Origin of the sequence: Streptomyces sp. URMC 124, assembly GCF_051386455.1 — a bacterium.
In the GTDB taxonomy this organism is placed as follows: Bacteria; Actinomycetota; Actinomycetes; order Streptomycetales; family Streptomycetaceae; genus Streptomyces.
Map to the genome: position 1 here is coordinate 26,121 of NZ_JBPQTS010000017.1, position 20,895 is coordinate 47,015.

Annotated in this window: 18 protein-coding genes; 10 read left to right on the forward strand and 8 right to left on the reverse strand. The window is 73.8% G+C overall.

Going from position 1 to position 20,895, the window contains the following annotated elements:
* Positions 1-43: 43 nt before the first annotated feature.
* Positions 44-1,216 (forward strand): NAD(P)H-dependent flavin oxidoreductase, encoded by a 1,173-nt coding sequence (locus ACSNOG_RS05680; protein WP_436751416.1) that lies wholly within the window; start codon positions 44-46, stop codon positions 1,214-1,216.
* A gap of 51 nt (positions 1,217-1,267) precedes the next feature.
* Positions 1,268-2,821, forward strand: a complete 1,554-nt coding sequence (locus tag ACSNOG_RS05685; RefSeq protein WP_436751417.1) for an acyl-CoA synthetase — start codon at positions 1,268-1,270, stop codon at positions 2,819-2,821.
* A 34-nt stretch (positions 2,822-2,855) separates the two neighbouring features.
* Here the strand turns inward: ACSNOG_RS05685 and ACSNOG_RS05690 are convergent, their stop codons facing one another.
* Positions 2,856-5,288 carry a penicillin acylase family protein gene (locus tag ACSNOG_RS05690; protein ID WP_436751418.1) on the reverse strand — a complete coding sequence of 811 codons (2,433 nt, stop codon included), beginning with the start codon at positions 5,286-5,288 and terminating at the stop codon, positions 2,856-2,858.
* A gap of 212 nt (positions 5,289-5,500) precedes the next feature.
* Between ACSNOG_RS05690 and ACSNOG_RS05695 the strand changes: the two genes are divergently transcribed.
* A complete protein-coding gene (locus ACSNOG_RS05695) occupies positions 5,501-7,027 on the forward strand; it encodes a fatty acyl-CoA synthetase (RefSeq protein WP_436751419.1) in 1,527 nt (508 codons plus the stop codon).
* 11 nt (positions 7,028-7,038) lie between these two features.
* Here the strand turns inward: ACSNOG_RS05695 and paaK are convergent, their stop codons facing one another.
* Complete coding sequence (gene paaK / locus ACSNOG_RS05700; protein WP_436751420.1) at positions 7,039-8,349, reverse strand: phenylacetate--CoA ligase PaaK; 1,311 nt, start codon at positions 8,347-8,349, stop codon at positions 7,039-7,041.
* Between the two features lie 78 nt (positions 8,350-8,427).
* Positions 8,428-10,083, reverse strand: a complete 1,656-nt coding sequence (locus ACSNOG_RS05705; protein ID WP_436751421.1) for an acyl-CoA synthetase — start codon at positions 10,081-10,083, stop codon at positions 8,428-8,430.
* A 208-nt stretch (positions 10,084-10,291) separates the two neighbouring features.
* Here ACSNOG_RS05705 and ACSNOG_RS05710 point away from each other — a divergent pair, with 208 nt between their 5' ends.
* From ACSNOG_RS05710 to ACSNOG_RS05730, 5 genes are all read left to right on the forward strand, one after another.
* Entirely contained in the window at positions 10,292-11,095 is an 804-nt protein-coding gene (locus ACSNOG_RS05710; RefSeq protein WP_436751422.1) for a crotonase/enoyl-CoA hydratase family protein, read from the forward strand.
* Positions 11,096-11,108: 13 nt separating this feature from the next.
* Positions 11,109-12,071, forward strand: a complete 963-nt coding sequence (locus ACSNOG_RS05715; protein ID WP_436751423.1) for a Zn-ribbon domain-containing OB-fold protein — start codon at positions 11,109-11,111, stop codon at positions 12,069-12,071.
* Complete coding sequence (locus ACSNOG_RS05720) at positions 12,068-13,117, forward strand: lipid-transfer protein (protein ID WP_436751424.1); 1,050 nt, start codon at positions 12,068-12,070, stop codon at positions 13,115-13,117. Before ACSNOG_RS05715 ends, ACSNOG_RS05720 begins: the two co-directional genes overlap by 4 nt.
* A gap of 11 nt (positions 13,118-13,128) precedes the next feature.
* Entirely contained in the window at positions 13,129-14,295 is a 1,167-nt protein-coding gene (locus ACSNOG_RS05725) for a thiolase domain-containing protein (RefSeq protein WP_436751425.1), read from the forward strand.
* A 111-nt stretch (positions 14,296-14,406) separates the two neighbouring features.
* On the forward strand, positions 14,407-14,631 hold the full coding sequence (locus ACSNOG_RS05730; RefSeq protein WP_436751442.1) for a DUF397 domain-containing protein: 225 nt from the start codon (positions 14,407-14,409) through the stop codon (positions 14,629-14,631).
* A 7-nt stretch (positions 14,632-14,638) separates the two neighbouring features.
* On the opposite strand, the gene ACSNOG_RS05735 is transcribed toward ACSNOG_RS05730, so the two are convergent.
* From ACSNOG_RS05735 to ACSNOG_RS05750, 4 genes are all read right to left on the reverse strand, one after another.
* A complete protein-coding gene (locus tag ACSNOG_RS05735; protein ID WP_436751426.1) occupies positions 14,639-15,655 on the reverse strand; it encodes an isopenicillin N synthase family dioxygenase in 1,017 nt (338 codons plus the stop codon).
* A gap of 168 nt (positions 15,656-15,823) precedes the next feature.
* Positions 15,824-15,898 carry a putative leader peptide gene (locus ACSNOG_RS05740; protein WP_353620260.1) on the reverse strand — a complete coding sequence of 25 codons (75 nt, stop codon included), beginning with the start codon at positions 15,896-15,898 and terminating at the stop codon, positions 15,824-15,826.
* A 143-nt stretch (positions 15,899-16,041) separates the two neighbouring features.
* Complete coding sequence (locus tag ACSNOG_RS05745) at positions 16,042-16,494, reverse strand: rodlin (protein ID WP_436751427.1); 453 nt, start codon at positions 16,492-16,494, stop codon at positions 16,042-16,044.
* Positions 16,495-16,783: 289 nt separating this feature from the next.
* Entirely contained in the window at positions 16,784-17,263 is a 480-nt protein-coding gene (locus ACSNOG_RS05750) for a DUF1453 domain-containing protein (RefSeq protein WP_436751428.1), read from the reverse strand.
* 80 nt (positions 17,264-17,343) lie between these two features.
* On the opposite strand from ACSNOG_RS05750, the gene ACSNOG_RS05755 reads away from it, so the two are divergent.
* Both ACSNOG_RS05755 and ACSNOG_RS05760 read left to right on the forward strand, forming a co-directional pair.
* Complete coding sequence (locus ACSNOG_RS05755) at positions 17,344-17,961, forward strand: TetR/AcrR family transcriptional regulator (protein WP_436751429.1); 618 nt, start codon at positions 17,344-17,346, stop codon at positions 17,959-17,961.
* 60 nt (positions 17,962-18,021) lie between these two features.
* Positions 18,022-18,519: a hypothetical protein gene (locus ACSNOG_RS05760; RefSeq protein ID WP_058041529.1), complete on the forward strand. Its 498-nt coding sequence runs from the start codon at positions 18,022-18,024 to the stop codon at positions 18,517-18,519.
* Positions 18,520-18,676: 157 nt separating this feature from the next.
* Here ACSNOG_RS05760 and ACSNOG_RS05765 read toward each other — a convergent pair whose 3' ends face one another.
* Entirely contained in the window at positions 18,677-20,674 is a 1,998-nt protein-coding gene (locus tag ACSNOG_RS05765; RefSeq protein ID WP_436751430.1) for an N-acetylmuramoyl-L-alanine amidase, read from the reverse strand.
* Positions 20,675-20,895: the final 221 nt, after the last annotated feature.

The following is a 20,895-nucleotide window of genomic DNA, read 5'->3' on the forward strand; positions in this document are numbered from 1 at the left end:
AAAGCTCTTCCCTCGCCCGGCCTCCTGCGGCATCCTGCCGCCCATGCAGACCGAGCTGAGCCGGCGGCTGGGCATCGAGCACGCCGTCTTCGGGTTCACGCCCTTCCCCGCGGTCGCCGCGGCCATCTCCCGGGCCGGAGGGCTCGGCGTCCTCGGCGCCGTCCGCTACACCGACCCCGCAGCGCTCTCCCGGGACCTCGACTGGATGGACGCACACACCGGCGGCAGACCCTACGGGCTCGACGTCGTCATGCCCGCCGGACGGGCCGAGGGCGTCACCGAAGCCGACGTCGAGGCGATGATCCCCGACGGCCACCGCCACTTCGTCGAGGAGCTCCTCGCCCGGCACGGCGTCCCCGGACTCGCCGCCGGGGACCGGCGGGGCTGGCGCATCACCGGCTGGCTGGAGGACGTCGCCCGCGCCCAGCTCGACGCCGCCTTCGACCACCCGCTCGCCCTGCTCGCCAACGCCCTCGGACCGCCGCCCGCCGACGTCGTGCGGCGCGCCCACGCCCACGGCACCCTCGTCGCGGCGCTCGCCGGCAGCGCCCGGCACGCCACGCGGCACGCCGACGCCGGCATCGACGTCGTCGTCGCCCAGGGCTACGAGGCCGGCGGCCACACCGGCGAGATCGCCACCATGGTCCTCACCCCCGAGATCGTCCGCGCCGTCGGCCCGCTGCCCGTCCTGGCCGCCGGAGGCATCGGCTCCGGGGAACAGGTCGCCGCCGGGCTCGCCCTCGGCGCGCAGGGCGTGTGGATCGGCTCCCTGTGGCTCACCACCGAGGAGGCCGACCTGGGTTCCCCGGCCCTGACCGCCAAGCTCCTCGCCGCGGGCTCCGGCGACACCGTGCGCTCCCGCGCCCTCTCCGGAAAGCCCGCCCGCCAGCTCCGCACGGCCTGGACCGAGGCCTGGGACGACCCCTCCGGCCCCGGCCCGCTCCCCATGCCGCTGCAGGGCCTCCTCGTCGCCGAGGCCCTGACCCGCATCCAGAAGTACGAGGCCGCACCGCTGCTCGGCACACCGGTCGGCCAGATCGTCGGCAGCATGAACACCCGCCGCAGCGTCCGGGCCGTCTTCGACGAGCTGACGAAGGGCTTCGAACGGGCCGTGGCGCGGCTGGACCGCATCGCGGCCGGGCCGGTCCCGGCCGAGCCGGGCAGCGGTCCCGGTCACCGCGGCGCCCCGGCCGGGGCCGGTCCCGCGCCGGCGTGACCGCTCCCGGCGGCCCACCCTCGCCGCCGGCTCCCCTCCGAAGGAGGCCCCATGCCACCCCAACCGCCCAACGGGTTCTGGGCACAGGCTGCCGCCGAGCCCGATCGCGTCGTCCTGGTCGACCCGGCCGGCGGTACGTGGACCGCCGGGCGCCTGCACGGTGCCGCCAACCGCCTCGTGCGCGGGCTGCGCGCCGCGGGGCTCCGTACCGGCGACGCCTTCGCCGTCGTCCTGCCCAACGGCGCCGAACTCCTGACCGCCCACCTCGCCGCGACCCAGGCGGGCCTGTACCTGGTGCCCGTCAACCACCACCTCGTCGGGCCGGAGATCGCCTGGATCGTCGCCGACAGCGAGGCCAAGGTCCTCATCGCCCACGAACGGTTCGCCGCCACGGCCACGGCGGCCGCCGACGAGGCGGGCCTGCCCGCGGCGCGGCGCTACGCCGTCGGGGACGTCACCGGCTTCCGCCCGTACGCCGCGCTCCTCGACGACCGCCCGGACACCCCGCCCGCCGACCGCACCCTCGGCTGGGTCATGAACTACACCTCCGGCACGACCGGGCGGCCGCGCGGCATCCGCCGCCCGCTGACCGGCAAGCCGCCCGAGGAGGCCCACCTGGGCGGGTTCCTGGGCATCTTCGGCATCCGGCCGTTCGACGGCAACACCCACCTGGTGTGCTCGCCGCTCTACCACACGGCCGTCCTGCAGTTCGCGGCCGCGTCCCTGCACATCGGCCACCGGCTGGTGGTGATGGACAAGTGGACGCCCGAGGAGATGCTGCGCCTGATCGAGACGCACCGGTGCACCCACACGCACATGGTCCCCACCCAGTTCCAGCGGCTGCTCGCCCTCCCCGAGCACGTCCGGGCGCGCTACGACGTCTCGTCCATGCGCCACGCCGTGCACGGCGCCGCGCCCTGCCCCGAGCACGTCAAGCGGGCGATGATCGACTGGTGGGGCGGCTGCATCGAGGAGTACTACGCGGCCAGCGAGGGCGGCGGCGCCTTCGCCACCGCCGAGGACTGGCTGAAGAAGCCCGGCACGGTCGGCAAGGCGTGGCCCATCAGCGAGCTCGCCGTCTTCGACGACGACGGCAACCGCCTCCCGGCCGGCCGCCTCGGCACCGTCTACATGAAGATGACCACGGGCGGCTTCACGTACCACAAGGACGCCGGCAAGACCCGTGACAGCCGCATCGGCGACTTCTTCACCGTCGGCGACCTCGGCTGCCTCGACGAGGACGGCTACCTCTTCCTGCGCGACCGCAAGATCGACCTGATCATCTCCGGGGGCGTCAACATCTACCCCGCGGAGGTCGAGTCCGTGCTGCTCGCGCACCCGGCCGTCGCCGACGCCGCCGTCTTCGGCGTGCCGCACGACGACTGGGGCGAGGAGGTGCGCGCGGTCGTCGAGCCGGCCGAAGGGCACGCACCGGGCGCCCCGCTGGCCGCCGACATCCTCGCGCACTGCGCCGGGGCGCTGGCCGGCTACAAGCGGCCGCGGGCCGTCGAGTTCACCGAGGCCATGCCCCGGGACCCCAACGGCAAGCTCTACAAACGCCGCCTGCGGGAGTCCTACTGGAAGGGCCGGGGCCGCCCGGTGTGAGCGGCGCCCGGCCCCGGCTCGCAGGGGCGGCCCGTCAGCGTTCGCCCACGCGCACCACCCGCAGCTGCGGCGAGGAGAGGATGTCCTTCTCGCAGAAGCGGGCCCGGACCATGCGGCCGGCCGAGAACAGCCGGGTCTGGTCCGCGTGGTGCGGCGAGGTGGGGTCGGAGGACTGCCCGTACGTCAGGAGGGTGCGGGCCGCCGGGCAGGATCCGCCGTCGAACCCGACCGCCTGGATGTAGCTGGAGCCGTGCCGCACCTCGGAGTAGCCCCCGCGGGCGGAGTCCCACGGCGCGGACTCGATCATGTTCCAGATGCCCAGCGCGTCGGCGCCGCCCGCTATGGGGATGCGCTTGCCGTTGCGCTCGACGAACTGGTGCTCGCCCAGGGGTGCGTCCAGGGCGATGCCCGCCGCGCGCAGCTCGGCGACGGTGTCGGCGAGGGCCCGGCCGACCGAGGGCGACGCCGTGTTCAGCGTGTTCGGCGTGGTCACCGGGGCGGCGGGGGAGAAGGGCACGCGCCACAGCCCGGCCTGCGGGCCGGAGCGGACGAGCCTGCGCCAGAAGCGGTCGAAGAGGACCGCGCCCTTGCTGTCCGTACGGACCGTCCGGTCCCAGCGGGCCAGGACCCCGCAGGCCGCGGAGACGTCGACGGCCTTGCCGTCACTGCCCGTCGCCTTCCCGTCCGGCAGGGCCGCGCACGCCTTCGCCGCGTCGGCCGCGGTCAGGTCGCCCGCGGGAGCACGGTTTGCGAACTGCTGCCGCTCCAGGTCCGCCACGGTCAGCTTGCCGCGCTTCGCCATGGCGGACACGTCCTCGATCGCGCCGCGCGTGCGCAGGGACCGCGGGGTACCGGTGTCACCGAAGATCCTCGGGTAACCGGTGACCGGACGCTCGGCGTTGGCCAGCCAGGGGCTGTCGTTGGAGTTCTCGGCGTACGGGGCGTCGACCAGCGCCGGCATCGCGGAGGGGCCGAAGATGCCCGGCTGGACGGCGTCGGCGTCGCGCCCCAGCGCGCAGGCGCCGCGGGAGCCGTCCAGGACGGCCAGGCCCGCGGCCGGGAACGTCTGCCGGCCGAGGTCCGTGGAGCAGCGCCCGGCGAGCTCGTCGGTGACCCGCGGCAGGACCTGCGCCTGGGTGTAGAGGCTGTGGCCGCCGGAGTCCGCGGCGATCGTGTTCACCCACGGCAGGCCCTGGGTGCGGCCCAGGGCCTCCTGGACGCCGCGCACGCTGCGGGACTTGGCCAGGGCGAGCGAGGCGTCGGTGAAGCGCAGGCTCTCGGCGTTGGGGTCGGTCAGGGCGTAGGCCTTGCCGTCGGCCCAGGGCAGGGACAGATCGTCGAGCGAAGTGACCACCGGACCGTAGCGCGTCCACCACTGGCTGCGGGTCACCTTCGAGGTGCGGCCGTCCTCGCCCCGGACGGGCACGGTGACGGTGCGCTCGGTCATCCGCTCGGGCTTGCCGTCCACGAGGTAGGCGTGGGCGTCGCCGGGCACGGTCTTCAGCTCGTACAGGCTGGTCGGCACGCCGGTGGCGACCGTGTGGCTCCAGGCGATCCGCTCGTTGAAGCCGATCTCCACGATCGGCATGCCGAGCAGCGAGCCGCCGGAGACGTTCAGCTCCCCGGGGATGGTCTGCTGCGACTGCCAGAAGCGGCGGCTGCCCTGCCAGGGGTAGTGGGGGTTGCCGAGCAGCAGGCCGCGCCCGTTCGCGGTGGCGGAGCCCGCGAAGGCGACCGCGTTGGACCCCATGCCGGCGTTGCGGCGCTGTTCGCCGAAGACCTTGCGGGCCGCTTCGGCGGGGTCCGCCGGAGCCTTGGCCGCACGGGGCGCTGCCCCCGGCTGCGCCGTCCCCGGCTGCGCCGCGCCCGCGATGCCGTCGGCGGCCATGCCCCGGCCGCCGAGGACGGTGATGGCGTAGCCGCGCCGGGCGACGTCCAGGGCGGTCACCGGGGTGACCCAGGCGGCGCCGCGGCAGGCCGGGTCGGTGATGCGGTTCTGCGCCAGCCAGGCGTTGTAGCCCGCGGCCCAGCCGCGCATCAGCTCCTTGGCCTGCCGGGTGGGTCCGGCCGGGGCGGGCGATTCGAGGATCTTGTCGACGGTCTTCGCGTCGTTCATCCCGCGGAAGAACAGGTCGCTGGAGAGGTTGGTGCCGGCGGACGACAGCGAGCCGTCGGGCTTGGCGCCGGGCCCGAAGCGGACCGAGCGCTCGCCGCGCAGGGTGACGAACCCGTCGGCGAGGACGCACACCTGGTCCGCGGCCTGGGCCCAGCCCGTGCCGAAGCCGAGGTTCGCGTAGTCCTTCGCGACGATGTGCGGAACGCCGTATTCGGTGTAGCGGATGACGGCGGACAGGCCGCCGCCCGAGGCGTGCCGGCCGTCGGCGGGCGCGGTGGCGGCCGCGGCCTCGCCCGGCAGCGCGGCGGCGCAGGTCAGCACCGCCAGGCCGAGGCCGGTCAGGGCTCTCATACGAGGGCGTAAGGACAACGTGACTCCCATGGGTACGGAGGGACGTGAGGTCGCCTGCGGCAGGTAGGACGCCCGAGGGGGCCGGGGAGTTGACCACGGTCGCCGGTCCGCGGCCCGCGTCCCCCGCCGTCGCCCGTGCGCGCTCTCCCGCCGGTGCCCGCCCGCCGCCACGCCCTCTTGACCCCGGGGCGGGCCGGACCCAGGATCCGGGCATGACGGCAGCCCGCGACAGCACGGTGGACGGCATCCTGCGGCGCACGGCCCGGCGCGTGCCGGGGCGGACGGCGCTGCGCTTCGGGGAGCGCACCTGGACGTACCGCGAGCTGGACGAGGCCGTGACGGGGGCGGCCGTGGCCCTGCGCGAGCGCGGGCTGCGCGACGGTGACCGCGTCGCCGCCTACGGCCACAACTCCGACGCCTATCTGATCGGCTTCCTGGCCTGCGCCCGCGCCGGCCTGGTGCACGTGCCCGTCAACCACCAGCTCACCGGCGGCGAACTGGACTACATCCTGGAGCAGTCGGGCAGCGCGCTGGTGCTCACCGACCCGGACCTGGCCCACCGGCTGCCCGGCTCCGCCCGCACCCTGCCGCTGCGCGACGCCACCGGCTCCCTGCTGGAGCGGTCCGAGCACTACCGGCGGCGCGAGGGCGCCGAGGTGCCCTTCGCCGGCGGTCCGGACCAGCGCGATCTCGTCCAGCTGCTCTACACCTCCGGCACCACCGCGCAGCCCAAGGGCGCGATGATGACCCACGGCGCGCTCGTGCACGCCTACATGAGCGCGATCACCGCCCTGGACCTCGGGGAGTCGGACCGGCCGCTGCACGCCCTGCCGCTCTACCACTCGGCGCAGATGCACGTGTTCCTGCTGCCCTCCCTGGCGGTGGGCGCGGAGAACACGCTCATCGAGGCGCCGGACCCGGACCGCGTCCTCGAACTGGTGGAGGCCGGGCGGGCCGGCAGCTTCTTCGCCCCGCCGACGGTGTGGATCGCGCTGGCCGGCCACCCCGGCTTCGCCTCCCGGGACCTGTCGGCGCTGCGCAAGGCCTACTACGGCGCGTCCGTCATGCCCGTGCCGGTCCTGGAGCGCCTGCGCGCGCGGCTGCCCCGCCTCGCCTTCTACAACTGCTTCGGGCAGAGCGAGATCGGGCCGCTGGCCACCGTGCTGCGGCCCGGGGAGCACGAGGGGCGGATGGACTCGTGCGGCCGGCCGGTGCTGTTCGTCGAGGCGCGCGTCGTGGACGAGAAGGGCGACGAGGTGCCCGACGGCACGCCCGGCGAGGTCGTCTACCGCTCCCCGCAGCTGTGCGAGGGCTACTGGGGCAAGCCCGGGGAGACCGAGGCGGCCTTCCGGGGCGGCTGGTTCCGCTCCGGCGACATGGCCGTCCGGGACGCCGAGGGCTACTTCACGGTGGTGGACCGGCTGAAGGACGTCATCAACTCCGGTGGCGTGCTGGTCGCCTCCCGTCAGGTCGAGGACGTGCTCTACGGCCATCCGGCGGTCGCCGAGGCAGCCGTCATCGGGCTTCCGGACGCCCGCTGGATCGAGGCGGTCACCGCGGTGGTCGTGGCGCGCGGCGCCGTCACCGAGGAGCAGCTGACGGCGTACGCCCGGGAGCGGCTGGCTTCCTTCAAGACACCCAAGCGCGTGCTGTTCGTGGACGAGCTGCCGCGCAACGCCTCCGGCAAGGTGCTCAAGCGCGAGCTGCGCGAGCGGTTCGGTGCCTCGCCGTCCGGCTGACCGGCGGCACCTCACTCCTTCCTCCGCTCGTCGACGATCCTCTTCAGCTTGCCCACCGACCTCTCCAGCGTCCCGCCGTCGACCACCTCGACGCCCACCGTGACGCCGATGCCGTCCTTGACCTGCCGCGCCACCTCGCCGGAGGCGTCCGCACGCTGCTGCGGCGTCGCCTCCGGGCGGGCCTCGGCCCGCACGGTGAGGTGGTCCATGCGGCCCTCGCGGGTGAGGCGGAGCTGGAAGTGCGGGGCGAGGCCCGGCGTGCGCAGCACGATCTCCTCGATCTGCGCGGGGAAGAGGTTGACCCCCCGCAGGATGATCATGTCGTCGCTGCGCCCGGCGATCCGCTCCATCCGGCGGAAGGCGGGGCGGGCGGTGCCGGGCAGGAGCCGGGTGAGGTCACGGGTCCGGTAGCGGACGACGGGCATGGCCTCCTTGGTGAGCGAGGTGAGGACCAGCTCGCCGTGGCTGCCCTCCGGCAGCACCTCGCCCGTGACCGGGTCGACCACCTCGGGGTAGAAGTGGTCCTCCCAGATGTGCAGCCCGTCCTTGGTCTCGGCGCACTCCTGGGCGACACCGGGGCCGATGATCTCCGAGAGGCCGTATATGTCGACGGCGTCGATGGCGAAGCGCTCTTCGATCTCCCGGCGCATCTCCTCGGTCCACGGCTCGGCGCCGAAGACGCCGGTGGTCAGGGACGTGCTGCGCGGGTCGACGCCCTGGCGCTCGAATGCGTCGAGCAGGGTGAGCATGTAGGTGGGCGTCACCATGATGATCCGCGGCCGCAGGTCCTGGATGAGCCGGACCTGGCGGGCGGTCATGCCGCCGGAGGCGGGGATCACCGTGCAGCCGAGCCGCTCGGCGCCGTAGTGCGCACCGAGGCCGCCGGTGAAGAGTCCGTAGCCGTAGGCCACGTGGACCCTGTCGCCGGGGCGGGCGCCGGCCGCGCGGAGGGAGCGGGCGACGACTTCGGCCCACGTGTCCAGGTCCCGGTCGGTGTAGCCGACGACGGTGGGCGTGCCGGTGGTGCCGCTGGAGGCGTGCAGGCGCCGGATGCGGGAGTCGGGCACGGCGAACATGCCGAAGGGGTAGTGCTCCCGGAGATCGGCCTTGGTGGTGAACGGGAGGCGGGCGAGGTCGGCGAGGGTGCGGCAGTCCTCGGGCCGTATGCCGGCGGCGTCGAAGGAACGCCGGTAGAAGGGCACGTGCTCGTAGGCGTGGCGCAAGGTGGCCCGCAGCCGCTCCAGCTGCAGGGCCGTCAGCTCGTCGCGCGTCATCCGCTCGGCCGCGTCCCGGAGAACCAACCGATCGTTCGGTCGCTGCATGGGCTTAAGTATCCAGAGGCGGCGCGGGGCGTCAAGAGGTGTGCCCGGCCCTGTGGACAAACGGGCGGTGCGAGGCGCTCAGGCACCCGCCTCCGCCACCGCCCGCGCCCACCGGTAGTCCGCCTTCCCGCTCGGTGACCTGCGGATCCGCTCCGTGAAGACCACGCTGCGCGGCACCTTGTACCCCGCCAGCCGCGCTCGGCAGTGCGCCTGCAGCCCGTCCAGCGTGAGCGGCTCCGCCCCCTGGCGCGGCTGGACGACGGCGGCCACGCGCTGGCCCCACCGTTCGTCCGGAACGCCTGCGACCAGCACGTCGTACACGTCCGGATGGGCCTTGAGCGCCTGTTCGACCTCCTCCGGGTACACCTTCTCGCCCCCGGTGTTGATGCACTGCGAGCCCCGCCCCAGGAGGGTGATCTCGCCGTCCGCGCCGGCCCGCGCCATGTCGCCGAGCAGGACCCACCGTTCGCCGTCCGCCCGGAAGAACGTCTCCGCGGTCCGCGCGGGGTCGTTGTAGTAGCCGAGCGGTACGTGGCCGCGCCGGGCAACGCGGCCTTCCCCGCCGGGGGCGACGGGTTCGTGCGTGACCGGGTCGACCACGGCCGTGCTGTCGTTGACGCGAAGCCGGAGCCCGCCGTCCGCCCTCGCCCCGTCCGCCGCCGTCGTGCCGCTCGCGGCCGCGCCGTCCGTCGCCGTTCCGTTGAAGCCCGACTCCGAGGAGCCGAAGTTGTTCAGCAGCGTCACGTGCGGCAGCAGAGCCGTGAACTGCTCCCGCACGGTGTCCGAAAGCACCGCGCCCGAGCTGCTGACGCTGAACAGCGACGAGCAGTCGGCGCCCCGCATCGGCCCGGCCAGCGCGTCCACCAGCGGGCGCAGCATCGCGTCGCCCACCAGCGAGATGCAGGTGACCTTCTCCTGCTCCACGGTGCGCAGGACCTCCTCGGGGGCGAACTTCCGGTGCAGCACGACCTTCTGGCCGTAGTCGAAGGCGATGAGCGCGGTCAGCGTGGACGTGCCGTGCATCAGCGGCGCGGTGGGGAAGAAGACCAGGCCCTCGCCCCCTTCCGCGACGCGCGCGGCCAGCTCCCGGGGGTGCCCCACCGGCTCGCCCGTGGGCGCCCCGCCGCCCAGTCCGGAGAAGAACAGGTCCTCCTGCCGCCACATCACGCCCTTGGGCAGGCCCGTCGTGCCGCCGGTGTAGATGATGACCTGGTCGTCCCCCGAGCGCGGACCGAAGCCGCGCAGGGGTGATCCCGACGCCTCCGCCTCCGTGAACGGCACGGGGGCGAGGGCCGGTTCGGGAGCGTCCGGAGGGGGCGCGCCGACCCGCACGAGGTGGCGCAGCAGCTCCGTACGGGGCAGTGCCGCGGCCACCCGGCTGGTAAAGGCGGCGTCGAAGACCAGCGCCACGAGGTCGGCGTCGCGGTAGAGGTAGGCCAGCTCGTCCTCGACGTAGCGGTAGTTGACGTTGACCGGCACCGCCCGGACCTTCACGCAGGCCCAGAACGCCTGCAGGTACTCGACGCCGTTGTACAGGTGCAGCCCGACGTGGTCCCCGGCGCGGATCCCGCTGTCGCGCAGATGGTGCGCCAGGCGGTTGGCCGCCGCGTCGAGCTGCGCGTACGTCAGCCGCCGCCCGGCTCCGCTCCCGGGAAGGTCCGTGTGGACCAGGGCCTCCCGGCCGGGCACCGCGTCCACGACCGACTCGAAGAGATCGGCGAGGTTGTACTCCACGTCTCCTCCTGTCCGGGCGAAGGGCAGGCGATGTGTTCAGGGGCGGGCGACCTGCCCGGGGGAACGGCGGGCGCGGCCCATTAGAGCGCCGACCGGGGCAAGGAGGAAGGGACGCCGCCCAAGAAATCTGACGGGAAGTCAGAAAACCCTTGTACCCCCGGCACGCCTCCTGCACCCTGTTCTGGTCGTCGGGACGGGAGGGCCACCCATGAGCGGGACCGCACACCTCACGGTCGAACGCATCGGCGCCACGCTGGTGCTCACCCTCAACCGGCCGGAAGCGAAGAACGCCCTGTCGCTGCCGATGCTGGCCGGGCTCCACGACGGCTGGCTGGAGGCCGACCGGGACGACGCCGTGCGCTCCGTCGTCCTCACCGGCGCGGGCGGGGCCTTCTGCTCCGGCATGGACCTCAAGGCCCTGCACGGGCGGCCCGGCCCGGCGGACGGCCCGTACCGCGCCCGCTTCAAGGCCGACCCCGACCTGCACTGGAAGGCCATGCTCCGCCACTACCGGCCGCGCAAACCGGTCATCGCCGCCGTCGAGGGACCCTGCGTCGCGGGCGGCACCGAAATCCTCCAGGGCACCGACATCCGCATCGCCGGGGAGAGCGCCGTCTTCGGCCTCTTCGAGGTGCGTCGCGGCCTCTTCCCCGTAGGCGGCTCCACCGTCCGCCTCCCGCGCCAGATCCCGCGCACCCACGCCCTGGAGATGCTGCTCACCGGCCGCCCCTACAGCGCAGCCGAAGCCGCGCGCATCGGCCTCATCGGCCACGTCGTCCCCGACGGCACCGCCCTGGAGCGGGCGCTGGAGACGGCCGGGCTGATCAACGCCAACGGCCCGCTGGCCGTCGAGGCCGTCAAGGCCTGCGTCCACGACGCCGCCGGCCTCGGCGAGGCCGACGCCCTCGCCCTCGAACTCGAACGCGGCCGGCCCGTCCTCGCCAGCGCCGACGCGAAGGAGGGCACCCGGGCCTTCGCCGAGAAGCGCCCCGCCGTCTACCGGCGCGCCTGAAGGGAGCACCCCCGTGCCGGAGATCCTCACCGCACCCCTGACCGTCTCCTTCCCCTTCACCCGCTCCCTCGGCCCGGTGCAGAGCGCCTTCCTCACCGGCCTGCGCGAGCGCACGGTCCTCGGCGTGCGCACCCACGACGGGCGCGTCCTCGTCCCACCCGTCGAGTACGACCCCGTCACCGCCGAAGAACTCCGCGACCTGGCCGAAGTCGCCCCCACCGGCACCGTCACCACCTGGGCGTGGAACCCCGCCCCCCGGCCGAACCAGCCCCTGCGCACCCCCTTCGCCTGGGTCCTGGTCCGCCTCGACGGCGCCGACACCGCCCTCCTGCACGTCCTCGACGCCCCCGGGCCCCACGCCGTACGGACCGGCATGCGCGTGCGCATCCGCTGGGCCCCGGAGCGCACCGGCGCCATCACCGACATCGGCTGCTTCGAGCCCTGCGACCCGCACGCGGACGACGCCGCGGCCGGCCCCCGGGCGGCCGCACCGCACGACGGCGTCTTCGCCGACCCCGTCACGGGCATCGTCACCCCCGCCCGTCTCGACTACACCTACACGCCCGGCCGGGCCCAGAGCCGCCACCTCGCGGCCCTTGCCGAGCGCAGGATCACCGGCGAACGCTGCCCCTCCTGCCGCAAGGTCCACGTCCCGCCCCGCGGCGCCTGCCCCGCCTGCGGCGTCGCCGCGACCGAACAGGTCGAGGTCGGCCCGCACGGCACCGTCACCACCTTCTGCGTCGTCAACATCAAGGCCAAGGGCGCCGGCATCGAGGTCCCCTACGTCTACGCCCACATCGCCCTGGACGGAGCCGACCTCGCCCTGCACGGGCGCATCGGCGGCATCCCGTATGACCAGGTGCGCATGGGCCTGCGCGTCGAGCCCGTGTGGAGCGCGGAGGGCCGCCACCCCGACCACTACCGGCCCACCGGCGAACCCGACGCCGCGTACGACACCTACAAGGAGCTGCTGTGAAGCCCGGCCACGCGGACGGCGACCGCGGCCCGGCCCCCCGCGACGTCGCGATCGTCGCCTTCGCCCGCAGCGACCACCGGGGCCCCGCCGAAGGGCTGTCCGAGACGGAGATGCTGCTGCCCGTCCTGCACCGGGCACTGGAGCAGGCCGGACTCGCCCCCGGCGAGGCGGACTTCACCTGCTCGGGGTCGAGCGACTACCTCGCCGGCCGCCCCTTCTCCTTCACCCAGACCCTCGACGGCGTCGGCGCCTGGCCGCCCGTCGCCGAGTCCCACGTCGAGACGGACGGCGCCTGGGCGCTCTACGAAGCCTGGGTGAAGATCCTCACCGGCCGGGCCGGCACCGCCCTCGTCTACGCCCACGGAAAGCCCTCCGCCGGCCCCCTGCGGGACGTCCTCACCCGCCAGCTCGACCCCTACTACGTGGCCCCCCTGTGGCCCGACTCCGTCTCCCTGGCCGCCCTCCAGGCCCAGGCCCTCATCGACGCCGGCCACACCGACGAGGAGGCCCTGGCGGCCCTCGCCCACCGGGGCGGCGACGAGGCCCCCGCGGACCGCTACGTCGTACGGCCCCTGCGCGCGGGCGACTGCCCGGCCGTCACCGACGGGGCGGCCGCCGTCGTCCTCGCCGCCGGCGACACCGCGCGCCGCATGTGCGACCGCCCCGCCTGGATCCGGGGCATCGACCACCGCATCGAGGCCCAGGCGCTGGGCCTGCGGGACCTCACCGACTCCCCGTCCACCCGGCTCGCCGCCGAACGCGCCGGGGCCTTCCGCGCCCCCGTCGACACGGCCGAGCTCCACGCCCCCTTCACCTCGCAGGAGGTCGTCCTGCGCCGGGCGCTGCGCCTGGACGGCACCGTCGCGGTCAACCCCTCCGGGGGCGCGCTCGCCGCCGACCCCGTCATGGCCACCGGTCTGATCCGCCTCGGCGAGGCCGCCGCCCGCATCCACCGGGGCGCCTCGGACAGGGCCCTCGCCCACGCCACGTCCGGGCCCTGCCTGCAGCACAACCTCGTCGCCGTACTGGAGGGGGAGACCCGGTGAGCGGGGAACGCGTGAACAGGGAACCCGTGGCCGTCATCGGCATCGGCCAGACCAAGCACGCCGCCGCCCGCCGGGACGTCTCCCTGGCCGGGCTCGTCCGCGAGGCCGCCGCGCGGGCCCTGGAGGACGCGGGACTGTCGTGGGCGGACACCGACGCCGTCGTCCTCGGCAAGGCCCCCGACTTCTTCGAGGGCGTGATGATGCCCGAGCTCTGCCTCGCCGACGCCCTCGGCGCCGCGGGCAAGCCCGTCCTGCGGGTGCACACCGCCGGGTCGGTCGGCGGCTCGACGGCCCTCGTCGCCGCCGACCTCGTCGCGGCCCGCGTCCACCGGACCGTGCTCGCCGTGGCCTTCGAGAAGCAGTCCGAGTCCAACGCCATGTGGGGCCTGTCCCTCCCGGTCCCCTTCCAGCAGCCCCTGCTGGCCGGTGCCGGGGGGTTCTTCGCCCCGCATGTACGGGCGTACATGCGCCGCAGCGGCGCCCCCGCCGGCGTCGGCTCGCTCGTCGCCTACAAGGACCGCCGCAACGCCCTGAAGAACCCGTGGGCCCATCTGCACGAGCACGACCTGACGCTGGAGCGGGTGCAGTCCTCGCCGATGCTGTGGGACCCGGTCCGCTACTCCGAGACCTGCCCCTCCTCCGACGGCGCCTGCGCGATGGTCCTCACCGACCGCCGGGGCGCCGCACGCGCCCCCCACCCGCCCGCCTGGGTGCACGGCGGCGCCATGCGCAGCGAGCCCACGCTCTTCGCCGGCAAGGACTTCGTCTCCCCGCGCGCGGGGAGCGACTGCGCCGCCGAGGTCTACCGGCAGGCGGGCATCACCGACCCGCGGCACCAGATCGACGCCGCCGAACTGTATGTGCCCTTCAGCTGGTACGAGCCGATGTGGCTGGAGAACCTCGGCTTCGCCGCCGAGGGCGAGGGCTGGAAGCTCACCGTCTCGGGGGCCACGGAGCTGGACGGCGAGCTGCCCGTCAACCCCTCGGGCGGCGTGCTGTCCACCAACCCCATCGGCGCCTCCGGCCTCATCCGCTTCGCCGAGGCCGCCCTGCAGGTGCGGGGGAGGGCGGGGGAGCACCAGGTCGACGGCGCCCGCACGGCACTCGGCCACGCCTACGGAGGGGGCGCGCAGTTCTTCTCCATGTGGGTGGTGGGGGACCGGCCGCCCACCACCTGAAGGAGCGCGCGGAGGAGCGTTCGCCGCCGCGCGGCCTGTCCGGCGCACGCCGTGCTCGCTAGGGTGGGCGCGGGACGACGACCGGGAGGAGCTCCAGCAGTGGCGAAGAGCATGACCGAACGACCGGCGGGCGACATCGCGCCCGAGCTCGACCTCGGCAACGCCGCCTGGCAGTCGAGCAGTCAGGGGACCGGCGATGTCCAGATCGCCTTCGTCGAAGGCTTCATCGCCCTGCGCAACGGACGCCATCCGGACGGCCCCGCGCTGGTCTTCACCCCCGGGGACTGGCGGGCGTTCGTACTCGGCGCGCGCGAGGGCGAGTTCGACCTCACCTGATGGTCCATCACCCCACGGGGGTGCCCTCCGTCAGCAGGGCGGCGTGGTGGCGGGCGGCCACCTGCGGGTGGGCCCGCAGCCAGCCCTTGATCTCGTTGCGGCCGTACTCCGCGAACAGCGGGTTGCGGTCGTCCTGGGTGACGCCCGGGGCCCGGTCGGCGTGCGCGAAGGGCACGGGCTCGATGCGGGCGTCCAGGCGCGGGTTGTAGAAGAACGGGACCGAGAAGCGCTCGCGGGTGCCGGACGGGCTGACCACGCGGTGGTTGGTCGCCTTCAGGTAGCCGTTCGTGGCCACCTCCAGCAGCTCGCCGAGGTTGATGACGAACGCGCCCGGAACCGGCGGCACGTCGACGAACGACCCGTCGGGCCCCTCCACTTGGAGGCCGCCGACCTCGTCCTGCAGCAGCAGGGTCAGGAAGCCGTAGTCCTTGTGGGCGCCCACGCCCTGGCCGGCGCCGTCCGGGGCGCTGCCGGGGTAGCGGACCAGCTTCAGGTGCAGATGCGGACGGTCGGCGAAGGCCTTGTCGTAGAAGTCCTCCGGGGCGCCGATCGCGGCCAGCAGCTCGTGCAGCAGGCGCTCGGCCACCCCGCTCAGCCGGTCGATCCAGCGCAGCGCGGCCGTGCGCAGCTCCGGGAGGGCCGCGGGCCACTGGTTCGGGCCCTCCAGCCACCAGTAACCCGGCTCGTCGGCGCCCGGCACGCGCGCCTGGCGCTCAGCGCCTATGTCGAGCTGGTCGCGCCAGTCCCGGCTGCCGCCGGTCCGCTCGTCGCCGATGCGGGTGTAGCCCCGGAAGTGCGGGGAGTTGAGGTTGCTGACGGACAGGCGGTCGGCCTCGGGGAGAGCGAAGAACTCGCGCATCGTGCGCCACAGGTCGGCGGTCTCGGCCTCGGTGACGCCGTGGCCGGTGAGGTGGAAGAAGCCCACGTCGCGGGCGGCCGAGTGCAGCTCCTCGTGGAAGCGGGCACGGGCCTCCGGACCGGCGGAGGCGGCGGAGAGGTCGAGAACGGGAAGGTTGTTGCTCATGAGGTCGTCCACAGCGTGAGAGCCCGGAATGTCCGTACGGCGGTGCGCCGGACCGCCGCTCCACCGCCGCGGGTACGCGGGCAGGGCGGAGCGGTGCCGGGAAGGGCAGGAGAAAGAAGAAGGAAAAGCAGGCCACGGCCCGGGGAAAGGGCTGGGCGGGAAGGAAGATCAGCCGTAGCGGCGACAGGACATGCTCGTGACGCGGAGGAGGTCCACGTGGCGGCGTTTGACGAGCATAGTCACGCCGTCATCGTATACGACCCTGCCGGGAACCGGCGCCCACCGCCCTGACCTGCGGTGTGCGCGGCCCCCTGGACAGGGGAATCCCCCTGCCCCGGGGCCCGTGCACCCGAGACAGGGGGAGATCCGTCCGGCGACGGCGCGGCTCAGTGGCCGCCGAAGCCGGGGTGGCCGCCGTGCAGGCCGTGCAGGCCGGGGTGGCCGCCGCCCTTGTTGCCCGAGCCGTTGCCCGAGATGATCGGGATCTCGTCGAGGATGTGCGACAGCGGGTCGTCGCCGTCGCTGATCGTCGAGTTGTCGGTGCACTGCTGCTGCTGCTGGGACGTGAGGATCGGCACGTCCTGGACGCCGATGTTGATCAGCGCGAGGAGCGACTGGACACCGATCTTGCCGATGCCGAGACACGGCTTGTTGAGCGTGCCCTGGATCAGACTCATCTGCGGGCTTTCCTTGCCGCCGGTCTTCGTGTTGCCGTAACCGGTGTGCGAAGCGTTGCCGTTGGCGACGTCCTGATCGTTGCCGATCGCCATGGCCGGGCCGGCCATGGTGCCGACAGCGGTGGCTGCCACGGCGGCCGTCGTGAGTACCTTCTTGAGCACGTCTGTGCCTTTCGATCGATTAGCTGCCTCTCACAGACAGGGAAGCGATCTGAGTAACTCGGGCTCATAACGGAAGTTTCGGGAATTCACTCATTTGCTCCAGGCCGGTGTTTTCCGGAAAAGGAGAGTTCGCCCCTGCCTGGTAGCGTGCGCCCGCGGCGGTGTCTTCGGCCGTACCGGTCCGCCCGGACAGTGCCCCCACAAGCTGCGTCCGGGCGGGCTTCAGGGCGCGTTCCGCAGCGGAAGGCCCGCCTTCCGGAACGCTCGCGGCAGCGGGCAGCGGGCAGCGTCAGCGGCGCGGGCGCTCGGGGGCGAAGGGCACTCCGCTCGCCAGGCCCCGCGCGCCGATGACCAGCGCCTCGCCGAGGAAGCTGACGCCGATGTTCAGCTGGATCGGCCGGGCGGCCTCGGGCACGCCCGCGCGAGCGGCGAGCAGGCCGAACCCACCCATGATCACCGCGGATCCGGCGAGGACCAGGAACGTCCGGCCCGTGTAGCGCTGCCAGAGCGCACCGGCCCGCTCGGAGAGCTGGACGGTGGCCCCGCGCACGGCGCCCAGCCCGCAGCCCAGGAGGGCGCCGGCGGCCACCCAGGCCAGGTCGGCCCCCGTGACCTGCTGCGCCTTCGCCAGGGATACGGCACCGACGGCGATGAGGACGACCGGCGGTGCCAGCAGATCGCGCGCGTTGAGCGGTTCCCCCTTCAGTCGCTTGATCACCACGACGATCACCACCACGGCGACGATCGCCGTCAGCAGCCAGCCGTTCACCCGCCACTCCCTCCGAGCCTGTTTTATTTGGCACGGTCGCGCCAAAAAAGATGGTAGCTCGGTCGTGCTATAAAGCCAACATGCCGAAGATCGTCGACCCCGGCGCGCGCCGCAGAGCCGTCGCCGAAGCCGTCCTGCGCGTCGTCGGACGGCGCGGCCTGGAGGCCGCCTCCCTGCGCAACGTCGCCGAGGAAGCGGGCCTCGCCATCGGTTCGGTGCGCCACTACTTCGGCGACCACGACGAACTGGTGATCTTCGCCATGGAGGAGCTGACCGGCCGCATCGAACGCCGCGTCCGTGCCCGCGTCGACCGGCTCCTCGATCCCTCCGCCGCAGCCGAGCGCGGCGCGGGGGCCGAAGAGCTGCTCGCCGAGTTCCTCCCGCTCGACCCGGAGCGCCACGAGGAGGCCGTCCTGTGGATCGCCTTCGCCACCGCGGCCCGCACCCGGCCCGGACTGCTGCCCCACGCCCTGGCATTGCAGGACGGGCTGCGCACCCTCGTGGCCCGCGTCCTGAGCGGCGCCCGGGAGGCGGGCGCCCTGCCGGACGACCTGGACACCGGCGCGGAGAGCCTGCGCCTGGCGGCCCTGCTCGACGGCCTCACCTTCCAGGCCGTCCTCCAGCCCGCCACGCTCACTCCGGACGTCCTCCGGCAGACCATCCGCCGCCACCTGGACACCCTCCGGCGCCCCGGCTGACGGCCGTGCCGAAGCTCTCCCCGGCGCCACGCCGGGGCCCCGGGCACGTACGATGTGGGCATGTCCTTCCTCCGCCGCCGCAGCGCCACGCCCACCGGGCCGGACTTCGACGTCCTGGCCATGGACCCGGGGGACTGGCCGGGCGATCTCGGGGCCGGGCTGCTGCCCGCGCCCGACGGCAGCTGCCAGGGTGTCTTCCTGCGCTACGACCTCTTCGGCGGGCGCGGACCGGCGATGATCATCGGCAATATGCCCGAGGGCTCCCCGGTGCGCGAGCTCGAGGAGGGCCAGGTGCCCTTCGAGGTCACGCAGCTCCTCCAGGCCCTCGGCAACGACGAGCCGGTGGAGGTGCTGGAGACCGAGGACATCCCGGTCATGCACGAGGACAATCTGCTGATCGTCCGCCGCATCAAGTGCTCCGAAGGCCGCATCTCCTGCACCCAGTTCGACCGCAGCGACGGCGTCCTCGTCACCATCGCCAGCTGGGACCGGCCCATCACCGACGAGCTCTACCAGCTCCTCAAGCCGCTGCCCGCCGAGATGTTCCAGACGGCCTGACGCCACGCACCTGCGCGAGCCCCCGCGCCGCACACGCACACGTACCGGAGCCCGGCACGGCAGACGCCGTACCGGGCTCCGTCATCGTTGCGGATGAGGCTGCGGTCGTGATCGCGCTCTTCCTGGCGGCCTTCCTCGCGGCCTTTCCCGCGCCGGACTACTCGTTCGAGGGCCGCACCGTCACATCGGAAGCCTTCACGAAGGCCACCCGGTGCCCGAACTGGATTTCGTAGTACGCGTCCTTGCCTCTGATTACCTTGTGGCCGGCGGGATCGAAGGTCTTCGCCCACAGGTACTCGCTCCGCACCCGCGGCCCGGCCGCGTACGCCTGCCCGGCGAGCAGCTTGTACGGCAGCGGCGCCAGGGCCTGCACCGGGACACCCGGGGGATAGGCCTCCGCCTCCGGATAGGCACGCCCGTACACCGCGATCTCCTCCAGCCCCTCCTTCGGAGTGACCACCGGGCCGAAGGCGTTGACGGCGGTCGGCTGCGACCACGGGTTGCGGAACCACGCCCGCTGCCCCAGATACCAGATCGCCGTCCAGGAGCCCTTGCGCCCCGCCACCGCGAACTGCTGGCCCGTCGAGGCACGGGCACCCGTGTCATTGACGTCGATCGTGGTCGCGCTCCCGTCCGGGCGCAGCCCGGCGTCCTTCACCAGCGGCGCCTTCTCGCTCGGCGCCGTGTGCAGCCGCACCGCGCCCGAGCCGTGCGGCGCGCAGGGCTTGGCCGGGCTCGTGCAGCCGGTGTAGGCGATCTGATGCTCCTCGTAGTCCGGAAGGATGGTCACCATGCCGCCGGACGCGCCGCCCGTGGGGTGGAACGGCCTGCCCATCAGATCGAAGTAGTGTGCCCAGTCCCAGTACGGACCGGGGTCGGTGTGCATGCCCCTGATGGTCGAGGGCGTCGTGCCGGGCACGTTGTCGTGACCGAGGACGTGCCGGCGGTCCAGGGGGATCCGCAACTGCTGCGCCAGGTGCCGCACCAGGCGGGCCGACGTGCGGTACATCTCCTCCGTGTACCAGGCGTCGGGCTGGGCGAGGAAGCCCTCGTGCTCGATGCCGACCGACTTGGAGTTCACGTACCAGTTGCCCGCGTGCCAGGCCACGTCCTTCGTGGGCACGTGCTGGGCGATGTGCCCGTCCGCGGAGCGCACGGTGTAGTTCCACGAGACGTAGGCCGGGTCCTTCACCAGCTTGATCGTCGTCTCCCAGGACCCCTCGGTGTCGTGGATGACGATGAACTCGGTCTTCTGCGAGACCGGGCGGTCGGCCAGATCGTGATTGCCGTAATTGTCGCCCTGCAACTTCTCGTACGGAGCCGGAATCGCCTCACAGGCCACCGTCCGCGGGCACTCGGTCCCCTCCTCCGGGGCGGCCGACAGGCCCAGCCGCCGCACCTGCTCGGTGCGCCCGGCCAGCCGCGGGCTGCGCGGCAGGGCGACCCGCTGGCCCGCGTCGGTGGTGCGCCGCTCGCCCGAGCGCATCACGTCGAAGACGTCACGGGCGAAGGCGGCGGCCGACGCCGTGTCCGAGGAGCCCGGATAGCCCGCCACCGCGCCGTACCAGTCGGCGGGATCCTCACTCAGGGGCAGCCCCAGCCGCTTCTGGGCGGCCGCGAGCAAAGCGGCACCCCCCTTGACGTTCGCCGCGGGATCCCGGCGCAGCGCCTCGCGCGACAGGCCGGACACCTGCGCGGCCCGCTCCAGCGTGCGCAGCCGCGCCGGGACCTCGCCCGCCGGCAGGGCGGCCGGCCGGACGGATCGGGGGACCGGGCGGGCGCCGTCGCCCCGGGCGTCCTCGCGGCCGTCACTGTGGTGCGGCGCCTCCGCCAGGGCATGGGCGGCGTCGGTGAGGTGCATGGGGCCGTAGCCGCCGGTGACGCTCGGGGCACCGCCATGGGCGTCCCAGCGGGACTGCAGATAGGAGACCCCCAGCAGCACGCTCTGCGGCACCCCGTACTCACGGGAGGCCTCGGCGAAGGCCTGCTGCAGTGCGCCGGAGCGCGGCTGACGGTCCGTGGCGGTCGCCGCCTCGGGCGCGAGGGGCAGGAGCAGGACGGCCGAGGCCAGGACTCCGGCCGCGCTGAAAGCGGCCCGTCTTCGTCGCCGGGGTCTGAGGGCGGCGGTCCACGGTCGGGGAGCGGATCCTCGCAATGCAGCCTCCTCGGGGCGGGCCCGTGCCACGCGCGGGACGGTCCGGGGCGCGATCGGGCGTGCGGGACCGGACGTAACCAGAGGTAGCCTCTGGCGGACGTTCCGTCAATCATGCTGCTGCGATGCATGTTGCCCACGGCTGCTGATGCGCCTCTTGCGTCCCGGCACCTTCCCTCCGGGAAAGACGGCGACACGCCGCGCAGCGTGCGCGGCGTGTCGCG

What these genes read in the sequence shown, in the direction of transcription:
- ACSNOG_RS05755 (WP_436751429.1), top strand. Translation starts at nt 17,344, where the DNA reads ATGCCGAAGATCGTCGACCCCGGCGCGCGCCGCAGAGCCGTCGCCGAA.
- ACSNOG_RS05735 (WP_436751426.1), bottom strand. Translation starts at nt 15,655, where the DNA reads ATGAGCAACAACCTTCCCGTTCTCGACCTCTCCGCCGCCTCCGCCGGT.
- ACSNOG_RS05695 (WP_436751419.1), top strand. Translation starts at nt 5,501, where the DNA reads ATGACGGCAGCCCGCGACAGCACGGTGGACGGCATCCTGCGGCGCACG.
- ACSNOG_RS05680 (WP_436751416.1), top strand. Translation starts at nt 44, where the DNA reads ATGCAGACCGAGCTGAGCCGGCGGCTGGGCATCGAGCACGCCGTCTTC.
- ACSNOG_RS05760 (WP_058041529.1), top strand. Translation starts at nt 18,022, where the DNA reads ATGTCCTTCCTCCGCCGCCGCAGCGCCACGCCCACCGGGCCGGACTTC.
- ACSNOG_RS05685 (WP_436751417.1), top strand. Translation starts at nt 1,268, where the DNA reads ATGCCACCCCAACCGCCCAACGGGTTCTGGGCACAGGCTGCCGCCGAG.
- ACSNOG_RS05690 (WP_436751418.1), bottom strand. Translation starts at nt 5,288, where the DNA reads ATGAGAGCCCTGACCGGCCTCGGCCTGGCGGTGCTGACCTGCGCCGCC.
- ACSNOG_RS05730 (WP_436751442.1), top strand. Translation starts at nt 14,407, where the DNA reads ATGACCGAACGACCGGCGGGCGACATCGCGCCCGAGCTCGACCTCGGC.
- paaK (WP_436751420.1), bottom strand. Translation starts at nt 8,349, where the DNA reads ATGCAGCGACCGAACGATCGGTTGGTTCTCCGGGACGCGGCCGAGCGG.
- ACSNOG_RS05710 (WP_436751422.1), top strand. Translation starts at nt 10,292, where the DNA reads ATGAGCGGGACCGCACACCTCACGGTCGAACGCATCGGCGCCACGCTG.